Source organism: Streptomyces sp. NPDC050806 (assembly GCF_055586425.1).
Genome location: NZ_JBVJIF010000004.1, coordinates 651,156 through 666,051 on the forward strand (window position 1 = coordinate 651,156; position 14,896 = coordinate 666,051).

Genomic DNA, 14,896 nt, shown 5'->3' on the forward strand with positions numbered 1-14,896 from the left:
GCGCGCATTACGCCCTTCCGTCGCCTGTCGCAGCTCTGTAATGTCCACCGTATGACCGTGACCCATGAAGTCGTGAATCAGGCCCCGCCGCTCACCGGATTCAGCGCGGCGGACGACCCGGCCCTGCTGGAGGCGCTGCGCCGCGAGGACGCCGGCTGGGGCGAGCGCGAGGTGCAGGTGCTGGGCGCACTGGCCGGCTCGGAGGAGGTCCAGGAGCTGGCCCGGATGGCGGAGGAGCAGCCGCCGAAGCTGCACACCCACGACCGGTACGGCCACCGGGTGGACGAGGTGGAGTTCCATCCGGCCTGGCACCAGCTGATGACCGTGGCGGTGGAGCAGGGGCTGCACGCGGCGCCGTGGGCGGAGGGCCGGCCGGGCGGCCACCTGGTCCGCGCCGCCAAGTTCTACGTGTGGTCGCAGGCCGAGCCGGGGCACGGCTGCCCGATCTCCATGACGTACGCGGCGGTCCCGGCGCTGCGGGCCACGCCGGAGCTGGCCGCCGAGTACGAGCCGCTGCTCGCGGCCCGTACGTACGATTTCGGGCTGCGGCCGCCGCTGGGCAAGAGCGGGCTGATCGCCGGCATGTCGATGACGGAGAAGCAGGGCGGCTCGGACGTCCGGGCCAACACCACGCGTGCGGTGCCGGCGGGCGACGGCACGTACCGGATCACGGGCCACAAGTGGTTCACCTCCGCGCCGATGAGCGACGTCTTCCTGACCCTCGCGCAGACCGAGGAGGGGCTGACCTGCTTCCTGCTCCCGCGCGTGCTCCCCGACGGCAGCCGCAACCGCTTCCACCTGATGCGTCTCAAGGACAAGCTCGGCAACCGCTCCAACGCCTCCTCCGAGGTCGAGTACGACGAGGCGGTGGCCTGGCCGGTGGGCGAGCCGGGGCGCGGCGTGCGGACCATCGTGGAGATGGTCAACATGACCCGGCTGGACTGCGTGCTGGGGTCGGCGGCGGGGATGCGGGCCGGGCTGCGGCAGGCGCTGCACCACACCGCGCACCGGCGCGCCTTCGGCCGCGAGCTGGCGGACCAGCCGCTGATGCGCGCGGTACTGGCGGACCTCGCGGTCGAGTCGGAGGCGGCGACCACACTGGGCATGCGGCTGGCGGCGGCGGTGGACAGGTCGCAGTCCGGTGACGCCGCGGAGGGCGCACTGCGCCGCCTCGCGCTGGCGGCCGGCAAGTACTGGGTCTGCAAGCGCGGCGCGACCCACGCGGCGGAGGCGCTGGAGTGCCTGGGCGGCAACGGGTACGTCGAGGAGTCGGGGATGCCCCGGCTGTACCGGGAGGCCCCGCTGCTCTCCATCTGGGAGGGCTCGGGCAACGTCGCGGCGCTGGACGTGCTGCGCGCGCTGGCCAAGGAACCGGCGGCGCTGGACGCGTACTTCGCCGAGGTGGCGGAGGCGGCCGGCGCGGACGCCCGGCTGGACGCGGCGGTGGCGGACCTGAAGGCGATGCTGCCGGAACTGGCCGACCCGGAGCGGGCGCAGCTGCTGGCCCGCACGCTCGCCGAGCGGCTGACCCTGGTCCTGCAGGGCTCGCTGCTCGTCCGGTACAGCCACCCGGCGGTCGCGGACGCCTTCTGCGCTTCCCGGCTCGCGGGCGCGTGGGGCAACGCCTTCGGCACGCTGCCGGCCGGCGTGGACCTGGGCGCGATCCTGGCCCGTACGCGCACCAAGTCGCCTGCGGACGCGCGCGGATGAGCGCGGTACGGGTCGAGCGGCAGGGGCCGGTCAGCACCGTCGTGCTGTCCCGGCCCGCTGCCCGGAACGCGGTCGATGGCGCCACGGCCCGGCAGCTGGCCGACGCCTTCCGGGAGTTCGAGCGTGACGACGACGCCTCGGTGGCGGTGCTGTGGGGCGAGGGCGGCACGTTCTGCGCGGGCGCCGACCTCAAGGCGATCGGCACGCCGCGCGGCAACAGGGTCGAGCCGGACGGCGACGGGCCGATGGGGCCGACCCGGCTGCGGCTGTCCAAGCCGGTGATCGCGGCGGTCAGCGGGTACGCGGTGGCGGGCGGCCTGGAGCTGGCGCTCTGGTGCGACCTCCGGGTGGCCGAGGAGGACGCGGTCTTCGGGGTCTACTGCCGCCGCTGGGGCGTACCGCTGATCGACGGCGGCACGGTCCGGCTGCCGCGGCTGATCGGCGAGAGCCGGGCGATGGACCTGATCCTCACCGGCCGCCCGGTGCCGGCCGCCGAGGCGCTGGACATCGGGCTGGCCAACCGGGTGGTGCCGAAGGGCCGGGCCAGGGCCGAGGCCGAGGCGCTGGCGGCGGAGATCGCCCGGTTCCCGCAGGGCTGTCTGCGGGGCGACCGGGCGTCGGTGCGAGAGCAGGCGGGGCGCACCGAGGAGGACGCGATGGCCGCCGAACTCCGGTACGGGGTGGCGTCGTTGACGCAGGCGGCCGAGGGTGCGGCTCGGTTTGCCGCGGGGGCGGGGCGGCACGGGGCGAAGGACGGTTAAGGCACCCTCTTCGCTGCGGGGGGCGTCGATGTTGCCGGGGGCGGCGCCGTTTCGCCGTTGCCGGGTGCGGCGCCGTTTCGCCTGCGGCGGGCGGTTACCGCTGCGCGGGGCTTGACGCTACGGTGCCGGGCCTCCGCGGGTGGGGTACCGGACTGCTTCGCTTTACGTCCGGTACCCCACCCGCTCCGGCCCGTCCCCTCCCGTCGGTGGTGGGGGAAAAGACGGGTGGGCGGGGCTGCTTGAACGTGTTCAACTCTGGGTGTACGGTCCGCTGTGTGGATTAGTTGAACACGTTCAAGTGGCGGGGAGTGGCGTGGACATCGTTGTGCGGCTGGTGGTGATGTTGGGCATGGTGGCGGTGATGCCGATGGGGCTCGCGCTGGTCGATGAGCCCGGCGCGGCGCGGCTGCGGGGGATTTGGTGGCTGCCCGCTACGCTCGGCGCGGTGAGCCTGTGGCTGCCGCGCGGACCCGCCGCCACCGCACTCGCCGCCTGCTACGCCGCGGCCACCCTTGCCCTCGCCCTGCTCGCGCCCCGGCGACTGCTGCGCACCCGGTCGCTCGCGCCGCGCGAGATCGCCGTACTCACCGCGCTGGCCACTCCGGCGGTGGCCGGCCTGGCGCTGACCGCCGAGCGGTACGGCACCGAGTTGTTCGGCTTCTCCCTGCGCATGCTGTCGCTGACCGTGCCGCACTTCCACTTCGCGGGGTTCGCCGCCGCGCTGGTGGCGGGGCTGGCCTGCCGGGCCGCCGACACCCCGGCCGCCCGCCTCGCCGCACTCGGCGTCCCGGCCGGCACGCTGCTGGTGCTGGCCGGGTACTTCACCGGCGAGTGGGTGGAGTTCGCGGGTGCCGCGGTGCTCAGCTGCGGGATGTGGCTGGTGGGACTGGCCACCCTGCGGGGCGCGCGGGTCGCCGGCCGCACGACCCGCGCCCTGTCCGCCGTGTCGGCCGCGACGCTCGTGGTGACCATGCTCCTGGCGCTGAGCTGGGCGCTGGGCGAGGCGAGCGGGCTGCCGCACCCGACCCTGACCTGGATGGCGGCGACCCATGGCGTGGGCAACGCGCTGGGCTTCGCCCTGTGCGCCCTGCTCGCCGCGCGCCGCCTGCAGCACTCCACCCGTACCGAGGAGCGTTCATGACCGCCGCACTCAGCTACCCCGAACACGGCGCCACCCAGCACGGCCCGCTGCCCGCCGGGTACCACCACCTGCGGGTGGAGGTCCTCGTCGGCCACGGCCGGGAGGTGCTCGAAAGGGCGGGCGAGGCGATCACGACCTTCCGGATGCACCGGGCCGCCGGGGTGCGCGTCCGGGCGGGCGCGGCGAGCGCCGATCCGGGCGTCCCGGTGGAGACCGGGCTCGGCATCGGCCCGCTGCGCGTCGCCGCGCCCTGCCGGGTGGTGTGGAGCACGTACGACAGCGACCGGATCGGCTTCGGTTACGGGACGCTCGACGGGCACCCCGAGCGCGGTGAGGAGTCCTTCGTCGCGGAGCTGCGCCCCGACGGTTCCGTCTGGTTCACCGTCACCGCCTTCAGCCTGCCGGCGCGGTGGTACACCCGGCTGGCGGGGCCGCTGGTGCCGGTCTTCCAGCGGGCCTACGCGCGGCACTGCGGACGCACGCTGCGACGGCTCGTCGACCCCAGTACGTCCACTCCATGTTCATGACATCTTCACCAACTGACCAGTAGGTCATGAGACAACTCCTGGCATGTGTGAGCTGATTCCGCCGCAGGCGGACATGACCGAGGACCGGTGGCTGCGGAGCGGCACCGTCCCCGGCGGGGACCCGACCAGCCCCGCCGACACCCGCCCCGCTCCCCTGCTGAACCGGCGCACGCTCCTCGGCGGCGCCGTCGCCGGAGCCGCGCTCGCCGCGCTGCCGTACGGAGCGGCCGCGGCGCGGGACCGGGCGGCGGACGGGAAGTACCCCTTCCCCGCGGCCGACAGCGACGGGGAGTTCGCCGTGCTGGTGACCGGCGACGCCGGGACCGGCGAGGAGGGGCAGTACGCGGTGGCCGCGGCAGCGCGCGACCTGATGCGCACCGAACGGATCGGACTGGCCGTCGGGCTGGGCGACAACATCTACGAGAACGGGCCGGAATCCGCCCACGACTCCGAGTTCCAGGACAAGTTCGAGAAGCCCAACACCGGCATGGACGTGCCGTGGCTGATGATCCTGGGCAACCACGACTGCTCGGGGCTGATACCCGGCAGCGGCGGCGACCCCTCGCGCGGGGACCGGGAGGTGGCCTACGCGACGACCTCGAAGCGGTGGTACATGCCCAGCCGCTACTACAGCGTGGCGCTGCCGGCCGGGAGCGGTGGCGAGGGCGCCGCGGGCGATCCGCTCGTGGAGTTCTTCGCGCTGGACACCACCCCGGTCTCCTCCTACGTGGTGCAGACCGACCCCTACTTCCACTGGGACGGCCGCTACATGCGCGAGCAGCGGGCCTGGCTGGAGGGCGCGCTGAAGGCGTCGCGGGCGCGCTGGAAGATCGTGCTCGGCCACCACCCGTACCTCAACAACGGCAAGCACGGCAGCGCCGGTTCCTACGACGGCTTCACCATCGGGCACTACACCAGCGGCATCCACCTCAAGGAGCTGTACGAGGAGGTGGTGTGCGGCCGCGCGGACCTGATCCTGTCCGGCCACGACCACACGCTCCAGATCCTGGAGCCGTCCGCGCGCACCGGCGGCACCCGCCAGGTCGTCTGCGGCGCCGCGTCCAAGACCGGCGACGGCAAGGCGCACTTCAGCAATCCGGCGGCGTGGCAGGACTTCGCGAGCCACGGCTTCATGGTGCTGAAGGTCTCCGCGAAGGGCCTGACGATCGACGCGTACACGGTGGACGTGGCCACCCGTACGGCGAAGCTCGCGCACCGCACGCGGACCGGCACGCCGGTGCACGCGCCGGCCGCCGTGGGGAGCTGAGCCGGCTCACCGTACGGGGATCACCGCCGTCGGGCAGTGCCCGTGCAGCAGGACCGCGTTGGCGACGGAGCCCATCAGGCCGCCCTCGCGCAGCCGGCGGCGGTGCCGGCCGACCACCACCAGGTCGGCGGCGCGGGACGCGGCGACCAGCCGGCCCGCCACATCGCCCTGCGCGACCACCTGGTCCACCGCCACCTCGGGGTAGTGGCGCTCGGTGAAGGGGCGCAGCCGCTCGTCCTGGCGGGCGCCGGCGTGGGCCTCCTCCTCGCCCGAGGTGCGGTGGCCGGGCGGCAGGCTCTCGGGGTCCACGAGCAGCGGGTACGGGCTCGGGTACGCGGTGACCACCCGCAGTTCGGCGGACCTGCGTTCGGCCGCGGCGAAGGCGAAGTCCACCGCCTCGTCGGAGGTCTCCTCGGGGTGCAGGCCGAGCACCACCCGGCCCTGCGCCCCGGCGCCCGGGTCGGCGCGCCGCTCGTCGGGCACGACCACGACCGGGCAGGCGGCCCGCATGGCGGCGGCCCGGCCCGCCGAGCCGAGCAGCAGGCTGGTGAAGCCGCCGCGGCCGCGCGAGCCGAGGACCAGCAGTCTGGCCTGCGCGCTCAGCCGGATCAGCGTCGAGGTGGACGCGCCGTGCGCGGCGAGGTACCGGGTCTCCGGAACGTCGGCGCGGTCGGCCAGATGCTCCTGGACCTCGCGCAGCACGGGGTCGGCGGGGTCGGGAGTCGGGCGCGGACGGGCGTCGCCCAGCGCGCGCGGCATGGGGGTGATGGGCCAGACGTGCACCACGTGCAGCCGGGCCCCGGTGAGCCGGGCCGCTTCGGCCGCCCAGTCCAGCGCCCGGAGGCTGTTCGGCGAGCCGTCGACGCCGGCGATGACGGGCAGGGTGCTGTTCACGGTCTCCTCGATCCGTCGGTCGGGCACCGCCTCCGGTGCCCCGATGTCCTGGGGCCTCTCATGGCCGGTGGGGCGCGGGCACGAGGGGTGACGGCGTGGCGCGCGGTCCGGGACACCCCGCCGTCCTCGGTTCCCATCCTTACCCGATATGACCGTAAGATCCCGGTATGGAGCGGAGCTGGGACGGGCCCGAGGCGGCAGACGGTGCGCGGGCGCCGCGCCGGAGCCGCCGCAGCCTCCTCGGGGGGCGGGAGCGGCCCCACCGGCCGGGCATCGCCCTGCCGGACCTGCTCGCGCTCAACCGGATGGGCTCCTTCGACTGGAACCTGGACAGCGGCGCCTTCGACCTGGACCCCGGCGGCCTGGCCGTCTTCGACCTGCGCCCGGAGGAATTCGACGGGACGCGGCTCTCGCTGCTCCCCCGCGTGCCGCAGGAGGAGGGCTACCGGCTGGACGCCGTCGTCGTGCAGGCGATCCAGCAGGGCCGGCGGTCCTGCGCCGCGTACTTCCGCATCCGCTGCCGGGACGGCACGCCGCGCTGGACGCACGCCCAGGGCCGGATCCTGCGCAACGGCAGCGGACGGCCGTACCGGATGGCCGGGATCGTCCGCGAGGCCACCGCCGAGCTGGCCGACTCCGCGCTGCTGAACATCTCCGACGAGGAGCGCGAGCGGCAGACCAGGCTGGTGCAGTGGACCACCGCCGCACTGTCGCGGGCCCTGTCGGTCGAGGACGTCACCGACGTGCTCACCGCGCCCGGCGGCCCGCTGCGGCTGGGCGCCGACGCGCTGGTCCTCGGCCTGGTCGAGAACGGCGTGTTCGACGTCATCGCGGCCACTCCGCCGCTGGACGACGTGCCGGAGCTGCTGCACATGCCGCTGGACCGGACGCTGCCGCTGTCCGACGCGGCCCTCACCCGGGAACCGTCCTATGTCACCTCCCACGAGGAGCTGTTGCAGCGCTACCCGCGGCTCCGCCCGTACGTGCGGCACATCAGCATCCGCAGCGCCGCCTTCCTGCCGCTGGTCGCGCAGGACAAGGTGATCGGCGCACTCGCGCTGGTCAACACCGAGGCCAAGGTCTACACGGCGGAGGACCGCAACCTGGCGCTGGCGCTGGCCGGCGTCATCGCGCAGTCCCTCCAGCGGGCCACCCTCTTCGACCAGGAGCGGGAGATCGCGACCGGACTGCAGGCCTCGATGCTGCCGCGCCGGATCCCCGGCATCACCGGCGGCGACGTCGCGGTCCGCTACCACGCGGCGCGCACCGGCCGGGACGTCGGCGGCGACTGGTACGACGTCGTACCGCTGCCGCAGGGCCGTACGGGTGTGGTGATCGGCGACGTACAGGGGCACGACACGCACGCGGCGGCCGTCATGGGCCAGCTGCGGATCGCGCTGCGTGCCTTCGCCGGCGAGGGGCATCCGCCGCAGACGGTGCTGGGGCGGGCCTCCCGCTTCCTGGCCGAGCTGGAGACCGAACGGTTCGCGACGTGCACGTACATCCAGGCGGACCTCACCTCGGGGATGCTGCACGTGGCGCGGGCCGGGCACCTGGAACCGCTGCTCGTGGACGGGGAGCGGCACGTGCACTGGCCGACGGTGCGCGGCGGGCTGCCGCTGGGGCTCGCCACCGTCTTCGGCGAGGACCACTACCCGGAGACGCAGCTGTCCCTGGAGCCGGGATCCACGCTGCTGCTGTGCACCGACGGCCTGGTCGAGCAGCCGGGCTCGGACATCCTGACCGGGCTCGAAGCGCTGACCGGCGCCGTGCGGGACGGGCCCGGCGAGCTGGACGAGCTGGCCGACCACCTCTCGGACCTGCTGTGGGAGCGGCCGGGATCGCCGGACGACATGGCGCTGTTGCTGCTGCGGCGGCTGGCCGAGCCGGGCGGCCCGGCGACCCCGCGGATCCGGCTCCACGTCCACCAGGCCGACCCCACGGGCCCGGCCGAGGTCCGTGCCGAGCTGCGGCGGATGCTGGACCAGTGGCGGGCGGGTGAGGTGGCGGGCGACCTCGAACTGGTGGCCACCGAGCTGATCACCAACGCGCTGCGGCACACCGACAGCGGTGCGCTGGTCTCGCTGGAGCTGCGTTCCGGCCCGCCGGACCGGGTGCGGCTGGAGGTCGAGGACCGGTCCAGCCGCTGGCCGCGGCGGCGCACCCCGGGCGAGACCGCGACCACCGGCCGCGGCCTGCTGCTGGTCGAGGCGCTGTCGGACCGGTGGGGCGCGGAGGCCCGGGGCGCGGGCAAGGCGCTGTGGTGCGAGTTCACCGTGCCCGGCCCCGAGGGCCCGTGATCCGTGCCCGGCCCCGAGCGCCCATGCGGTGGCGGTCATCCAGGGCTCAGCCCTTGGCGCCGTACCAGACCGTGGTGATGTTGCAGAACTCCCGGATGCCGTGGTCGCCCAGCTCCCGGCCGTAGCCGGAGCGCTTGGCGCCGCCGAACGGCATGCCCGGGTGCGAGGCGGTCATCCCGTTGAAGAAGACGCCGCCCGCCTGGATGTCGCGCACCAGCCGGTCCTGTTCGGCCGGGTCCTCGGTCCAGGCGTTGGAACTGAGGCCGAAGGGCGTGTCGTTGGCGACGGCGATCGCCTCGTCCAGGTCCGCGGCCCGGAAGAGCGTGGCGACCGGGCCGAACGCCTCCTCGTAGTAGATCTTCATGTCCTTGGTGATGCCGGTGAGCACGGTCGGCCGGTAGAACCAGCCCTGGTCCATGCCCTCGGGCCGTCCGCCGCCGCACAGCACCGAGGCACCGTGCATCGTGGCGTCGTCGACCAGCTGCTCCAGGTCGGCGCGGCCCTGCTCGCTGGAGAGCGGGCCGACGTCCGTCCCGTCCGCCATCGGGTCGCCGACCTCCAGCGCCGCCATCTTCTCGGCGAAGAGGGCGGCGAACTCGTCGTAGACGTCGGTGTGGACGATGAAGCGCTTGGCGGCGATGCAGGACTGTCCGTTGTTCTGCACCCGGGCGGTGACGGCGGTGGCCGCCGCCTTCTCCAGGTCGGCCGAGGGCAGCACGATGTACGGGTCGCTGCCGCCCAGTTCGAGCACCGTCTTCTTGATCTCGTCGGCGGCGATGGCGGCGACGGAGCGACCCGCGGGCTCGCTGCCGGTCAGCGTCGCGGCGGCCACCCGGGGGTCGCGCAGGATCATCTCGACCGAGCCGGACCCGATGAGCAGCGTCTGGAAGGCGCCTTCGGGGAAGCCCGCGCGGCGGAAGAGCTCTTCGATGTACAGCGCGGTCTGCGGGACGTTCGAGGCGTGCTTGAGCAGGCCGACGTTGCCCGCCATCAGCGCGGGCGCGGCGAAGCGGATCACCTGCCAGAGCGGGAAGTTCCACGGCATCACCGCGAGCACCGGGCCCAGCGGGCGGTAGCGCACGTAGGCGCGGGCCCCGCCGGAGTCCTTGATGTCGGCGGCCCGCGGGTGCTCGTCGGCGAGCAGCGCCTCGGCGTGGTCGGCGTACCAGCGCATGGTCTTCACGCACTTGGCGGCCTCCGCGCGGGCCTGGGCCAGCGGCTTGCCCATCTCGGTGGTCATGGTGCGGGCGACGTCGTCGGCGTCGGCCTCCAGCAGGTCGGCCGCCTTGCGCAGCAGGGCGGCGCGCCGGTCGAAGCCGGTGGTGCGGTACTCCTGCCAGGCCTGGTCGGCGCGGACCAGGCGGTCCTCGATCTCGCCTTCGTTGAGCGCGTCGAACGTCTTGAGGGTCTCGCCGGTGGCCGGATTCACCGTGGCGATGGCCATGGGAAGCACCTCTCCTTCTGTCCTTCTGATGGTGCGGGTGCGGGCGGCCGCAGGGCCGTACGGGGTGCGTACGGCCACGGGGCCGTACGCACGGGTTCCCGTTACGGGCAGGTCAATCCCGCCGGGTCAGCCCAGCGGGCTCGGCTGCGGCGACGGCTCCGGTACCGGGTCCGGGCTCGGGCCGGGCGGCCGCGGCACGGGGGACGGTTCGGGGGTGGGCGGTACGGGGTCGGGCGGGCCCGGCACGGGGTCCGGGACCGGTCCCGGGCCCGGGTTGGGCGGTGTCGGGCCGCCGGGGTCGTGAGCGCGCGCGAGGTGCGGCTGCCGTTCCACGGAAGACCTCCTGGATCTCACGGTGCGGTGCGTACCGCGGGTGATCCGCCCGCGGCGGTGGTTCTTCTCGCCCCCGTACCCGAGTCTGGCCCGGCTATCGCTGCCGCGCGCGGCGGAATCGGATGGGCAGCGGGCGCGGAAAAGACCCGTGCGCGGGGGCGCGGGCGGGGCGGCCGCGCCCTACAGTGCCGTCATGAAGCCTTCGTTCCTGGCACTGGCGGCCGGTGCGGCCGCGCTCGCGCTGGCCGCCACGGCCGGCTCAGGACCGGCCGCCGCGTCCCCCGGGCCCCCTGCGGCGGAGCGGACCGGGGCGCCGCTGCCCGCCCGGATGGCGGACACCGGCGGCGGCAGTCAGCTGATCACGGCGGTGGCGCCGAAGACGTCCGCCACCCACGGCCGGCTGGTCTGGTGGGAGAAGCGGCACGGCCACTGGGAGCGGGCGGGCTCGGCGCCGGCCCGGTTCGGCTCGAAGGGCGTGACCGAGGGCAGCACTCGCGAGCAGGGCACGAACACCACTCCCACGGGCCTGTACGACCTGCCGTACGGCTTCGGGATCAGCGCGGCCCCGCCCGGTACCGAGGTCGACTACCGCCCGGTGCACGACGACTCCTGGTGGTGCGAGGACAACGCCTCCACCGCGTACAACCGCTGGGCCGAGCCGCTGCCCGCAGACTGCGCGGCGAAGGAGTCGGAGCGGCTGGCGGACTACCCGACGCAGTACGACCGGGCGCTGGTCATCGGCTTCAACTACGACGAGCCGGTGCGCGGCCGGGGCGCCGGGATCTTCCTGCACGTCAACGGGAAGGGCGCGACGGCGGGCTGCGTCTCGGTGCCGGCCGACGCCATGGCCCGCATCCTGGCCTGGGCGGACCCGGACCGGCGGCCGCACATCGCGATCGGGACCAGGTCGGGCGAGACCGCGATCACCCGGTACTGAGCGGCCGCGCGGCGGCTCAGGGCTGCGGGTCCCGGGCGTCGTAGCGGGCGAAGGCGGGGCGGCCCAGGCCGAGCAGCGTCACCACGACGACGCAGGCCAGGCCGCCGCCGACCACGGCGACGGCCGGGGTGGCGAGGTCGGCGGCGGAGCCGGCGAGGAAGTCGCCGAGCCGCGGGCCGCCCGCGACCACGACGATGAAGACGCCCTGGAGCCGGCCGCGCATCTGATCCGGGGTGGCGGCCTGCAGCATCGTGGAGCGGAAGACCATCGAGACGGTGTCGGCACAGCCCGCGACCGCCAGGAAGACCAGGCCGAGCCAGAGGTTGCGGGTGAGGCCGAAGACGGCGACGGCGGCGCCCCAGGCGGCCACGGAGAGCAGGATCGCCAGGCCGTGCCGCCGGATGACGCCGAGCCAGCCGGAGAACAGCCCGCCCAGGACGGCGCCGACGGCGGGCGCGGCGACCAGCAGCCCGACGGTCCTGGCGTCGCCGCCGAACCAGAGCGCGGCGACGGCCGGGAAGAGGGCGCGCGGCTGGGCCAGCACCATCGCGGCCAGGTCCGCGAAGAAGGTCATCCGCAGGTTGGGGCGGGTGGCCAGGAACCGCAGGCCGTCCAGGACGGAGGCCCGCTTCGGCCGGGCGCCGTCCGGGCCCGCCTCGTGGTCCGGGCGCATCGAGGGCAGCCGCCACATGGCGTACAGGGAGGCGGTGAAGGCGACGACGTCGATGAGGTACGCGGCCTGGTAGCCCCACCAGCCGACGATGAGGCCGCCCAGCATCGGGCCGCCCATCAGGCCGAGGTTGCTGGTGAGGGAGTTCAGCGCGTTGGCGGCCGGCAGCTGCTCGGTGGGCAGCAGGCGGGGGATCATCGACGAGCGGGCCGGCGAGTTCATCGCGAAGCAGACGGCCTGGAGGGCGACGACGGCGTACAGCAGCCAGACCTGCCGGACGTGGAAGAGGGCGGCGCCGGCCAGTACGACGGACATCGTGGTGGCGCCCAGCGCGCTGAACAGGCCCAGGGTGCGGCGGTCGACGGTGTCGGCGATGGCGCCGCCGTACAGGCCGAAGACGACCAGCGGGACGAGCGAGCAGAGGCCGACCAGCCCGACGGAGAACGTCGAGTGGGTGATGTCGTAGACCTGGAGCGAGACCGCGAGCGCGGTCATCTGCTGCCCCACCCAGGAGACGGTGTTGCCGGTCCACAGGCGGCGGTAGTGGACGGAGGTGCGCAGCGGGGTGAGGTCGGCGAATATGCGCGAGCGCAGGCCGGTGGGAGCGGTCTCAGTGGGCACGCGGCAGTAAAGCACGCGGAGCGCGGCATGTATGTGGCGGGGGCCACCTTCACGCCTTACAGGCTGTAGACGACAGCCATTCGTGCGGACCGCCGCCCGATCCGCCTCCCCGGCATCACGGACACAGGAACTCGCACCACACGCTCTTGCCGTTGCCCCGCGGGGTCACGCCCCAGACGTCCGCCAGCCGGTCGACCAGCAGCAGGCCGCGCCCGTGCACCCGGCTGTCGGCCGGCTCCTCGCGGTGCGGCAGCACGCTGGAGCGGTCGGCGACCTCCAGCCGGAGCCGCCGCTCCCCGCTCCTGGGCAGCGCGAGCGAGACCAGGGCGGCCCCGTCGGTGTGCAGCAGCGCGTTGGTGATCAGCTCGTCGGCGACCAGCTCGATCTCCTCGGCACGCCCGGGCGCGCCCCAGCCGCGGACCGCGTCCCGGATCATGTGCCGGGCCTCGGCGAGCGCGTCGGCGTCCCCGGGGGCGACCTGCCGGCGGACCGTGCCGTGGTGGTCCGGCGGGGCCGTGCCGCTGCGGCGGAGCAGCAGCAGCGCCATGTCGTCCTCGCCGTCACCGCTGAGGGAGAGCCTGCACAGCAGGTCGGCGAGTTGCTGGACGTCCTGCGGCCCGGTGCGCACCGCCCGGGCCAGCCGGGCCATCCCGTCGTCCAGGTCGGCGCCGGGCCGCTCGACCAGGCCGTCGGTGCACAGCACCAGCGTCTCGCCGGGCGCGAGGTGCACGGTGGTGACGGGGTAGTCCAGCTGCCCGAACTCGGCGGACAGGCCGAGCGGCAGCCCGCCCGGCACGGACAGCCGGCGGCAGATCCCCTCGGCGTGCCGCACCAGCGGATCGACATGGCCGGCCCGGACGATCTGCAGCGCGCCGGTGGTCAGGTCGATGTCGGCGTAGGTACAGGTGGCGAAGCGCTCGGGGTCCAGTTCGTGCAGGAAGCCGGAGGCGCGGGCCATGACGGTGGCGGGCGCGTGACCCTCGGCGGCGTACGCGCGCAGGACGATGCGCAGCTGGCCCATGAGGGTGGCGGCCTGGGTGTCGTGGCCCTGGACGTCCCCGATGACGACGGCGACCCTGCCTCCGCCGGAGGGGAGTCCTCCGGGCAGCTGGATGACGTCGTACCAGTCGCCGCCGATGTCCTGGCCCAGCTGCGCCGTGCGGTAGCGCACCGCGATGCGGGCGCCGGGGACGCCGGGGATGCGGCGCGGCAGCATGGCGCGCTGGAGCGCCTCGGCGAGGTCGTGCTCCTGGTCGAAGAGCATCGCGCGGGCCAGGCTCTGCGCGATGCTGCTGCCGAGCGCCACGAGGATGCTGCGTTCGTGCGTGCTGAACTCGCACTCCTCCCGGTAGAAGAGGCCGATGACGCCGATGGGGCGGGCCTGCGCGATCAGCGGGAGGTAGGCGGCCGAGCCGACGTTCAGGGGCTGGACGTGCGGCCAGAGCCGTGGGTAGCAGGAGGCGAACTCCGCGCGGGAGCGGACGAAGCGCGGCGTGAGGGTGCGCACGACCTCACTCATCGGGAACTCGTCCGCCACTCGGGTGAACCGGTGCTCCGGGACGAAGCTCCCGGCCTGCCCCTCGGAGACGAGCTGGATGCGGCCGGCCTCCACCAGCCCCAGGATGACGTTCTCCACGCCCAGCCGGCTCAGCCCCTGGTCGTCGCCGAGGACGGCGATGACGTCGCGGACGCTCCGGGCGTGCGCGAGGGCCGCGGTGGTGCGCTCCACGACGGAGGTGTGCCCGCGGCGCCGGGCGCCCGGGGTCACCGGGCTCGCGGTGCGGGAGAGCTCCAGCTCCTGGCGGGCGTCGCGGACGATGCCGACGATTCGGTGCGGCCGTCCGCTGTCGTCCCGGTAGATCGTGCCGTGGGTGTGGATCCAGCGCAGCGTGCCGTCGTGGCGCCGGACGCGGAAGTAGGCGCCGTACGACTCGCTGCCGTCCTTGATGGCCTGCGCGACCAGGGAGTCCAGCCGGGCGGCCTCGGCGGGCGGGACCCGGCGGGAGAGCGAGGTGGGACGGCCGTCGTACTCGTCGGCGCGCAGGTCGAAGATCCGCAGCGCGGCGGCGTCCATGTGCAGCCGGCCGCGCTCCAGGTCCCAGTCGAAGCCGCCCATCCCGTTCAGCGCCAGGATGCGGTCCGGCGGGGCGGGCCACTCCTCCGGCGGCGACACGGGAGGGGACTGCGCGCCCCGTTCGGCCATGTCGCCACTTTCCCACATTTCCACCCCTTAGGGGATGTCTGCGCACCTGGCCGGACCCACCGGACACCGAATCTGACTTTCTCATCAG

The 14,896-nt window shown here is 74.3% G+C and carries 11 protein-coding genes; 7 read left to right on the plus strand and 4 right to left on the minus strand.

The features are described 5' to 3' along the window. The first annotated feature begins 51 nt into the window (after positions 1–51). The 5 genes from ACZ6WH_RS15700 to ACZ6WH_RS15720 all read left to right on the plus strand — a co-directional run bounded on the left by ACZ6WH_RS15700 (position 52) and on the right by ACZ6WH_RS15720 (position 5,406). Positions 52–1,710 carry an acyl-CoA dehydrogenase family protein gene (locus ACZ6WH_RS15700; RefSeq protein WP_469728835.1) on the plus strand — a complete coding sequence of 553 codons (1,659 nt, stop codon included), beginning with the start codon at positions 52–54 and terminating at the stop codon, positions 1,708–1,710. Continuing rightward, positions 1,707–2,471, plus strand: a complete 765-nt coding sequence (locus ACZ6WH_RS15705; protein ID WP_469728837.1) for a crotonase/enoyl-CoA hydratase family protein — start codon at positions 1,707–1,709, stop codon at positions 2,469–2,471. Before ACZ6WH_RS15700 ends, ACZ6WH_RS15705 begins: the two co-directional genes overlap by 4 nt. Before the next feature lie 313 nt (positions 2,472–2,784). Beyond that, positions 2,785–3,612, plus strand: coding sequence for a YndJ family protein (locus ACZ6WH_RS15710; RefSeq protein WP_469728839.1), 828 nt, complete (start codon positions 2,785–2,787; stop codon positions 3,610–3,612). After that, the gene (locus ACZ6WH_RS15715; RefSeq protein ID WP_469728841.1) at positions 3,609–4,139 is read left to right on the plus strand and encodes a DUF1990 family protein; all 531 of its coding nucleotides are present in this window, start codon (positions 3,609–3,611) and stop codon (positions 4,137–4,139) included. Before ACZ6WH_RS15710 ends, ACZ6WH_RS15715 begins: the two co-directional genes overlap by 4 nt. Positions 4,140–4,182: 43 nt before the next feature. Beyond that, positions 4,183–5,406: a metallophosphoesterase gene (locus ACZ6WH_RS15720; protein ID WP_432860808.1), complete on the plus strand. Its 1,224-nt coding sequence runs from the start codon at positions 4,183–4,185 to the stop codon at positions 5,404–5,406. Positions 5,407–5,412: 6 nt separating this feature from the next. Here the strand turns inward: ACZ6WH_RS15720 and ACZ6WH_RS15725 are convergent, their stop codons facing one another. Continuing rightward, positions 5,413–6,300, minus strand: coding sequence for a universal stress protein (locus ACZ6WH_RS15725; protein ID WP_469728844.1), 888 nt, complete (start codon positions 6,298–6,300; stop codon positions 5,413–5,415). Between the two features lie 167 nt (positions 6,301–6,467). On the opposite strand from ACZ6WH_RS15725, the gene ACZ6WH_RS15730 reads away from it, so the two are divergent. Continuing rightward, on the plus strand, positions 6,468–8,600 hold the full coding sequence (locus ACZ6WH_RS15730; RefSeq protein ID WP_469728846.1) for a SpoIIE family protein phosphatase: 2,133 nt from the start codon (positions 6,468–6,470) through the stop codon (positions 8,598–8,600). 46 nt (positions 8,601–8,646) lie between these two features. On the opposite strand, the gene ACZ6WH_RS15735 is transcribed toward ACZ6WH_RS15730, so the two are convergent. Beyond that, positions 8,647–10,044 (minus strand): NADP-dependent succinic semialdehyde dehydrogenase, encoded by a 1,398-nt coding sequence (locus tag ACZ6WH_RS15735; RefSeq protein ID WP_469728848.1) that lies wholly within the window; start codon positions 10,042–10,044, stop codon positions 8,647–8,649. Positions 10,045–10,570: 526 nt separating this feature from the next. Between ACZ6WH_RS15735 and ACZ6WH_RS15740 the strand changes: the two genes are divergently transcribed. Further along, the gene (locus ACZ6WH_RS15740) at positions 10,571–11,314 is read left to right on the plus strand and encodes a L,D-transpeptidase family protein (protein ID WP_469728850.1); all 744 of its coding nucleotides are present in this window, start codon (positions 10,571–10,573) and stop codon (positions 11,312–11,314) included. Between the two features lie 16 nt (positions 11,315–11,330). Here the strand turns inward: ACZ6WH_RS15740 and ACZ6WH_RS15745 are convergent, their stop codons facing one another. Further along, a complete protein-coding gene (locus ACZ6WH_RS15745; RefSeq protein ID WP_469728852.1) occupies positions 11,331–12,605 on the minus strand; it encodes an MFS transporter in 1,275 nt (424 codons plus the stop codon). A gap of 115 nt (positions 12,606–12,720) precedes the next feature. Further along, positions 12,721–14,808 (minus strand): SpoIIE family protein phosphatase, encoded by a 2,088-nt coding sequence (locus ACZ6WH_RS15750; RefSeq protein WP_432860796.1) that lies wholly within the window; start codon positions 14,806–14,808, stop codon positions 12,721–12,723. Positions 14,809–14,896 lie beyond the last annotated feature (88 nt).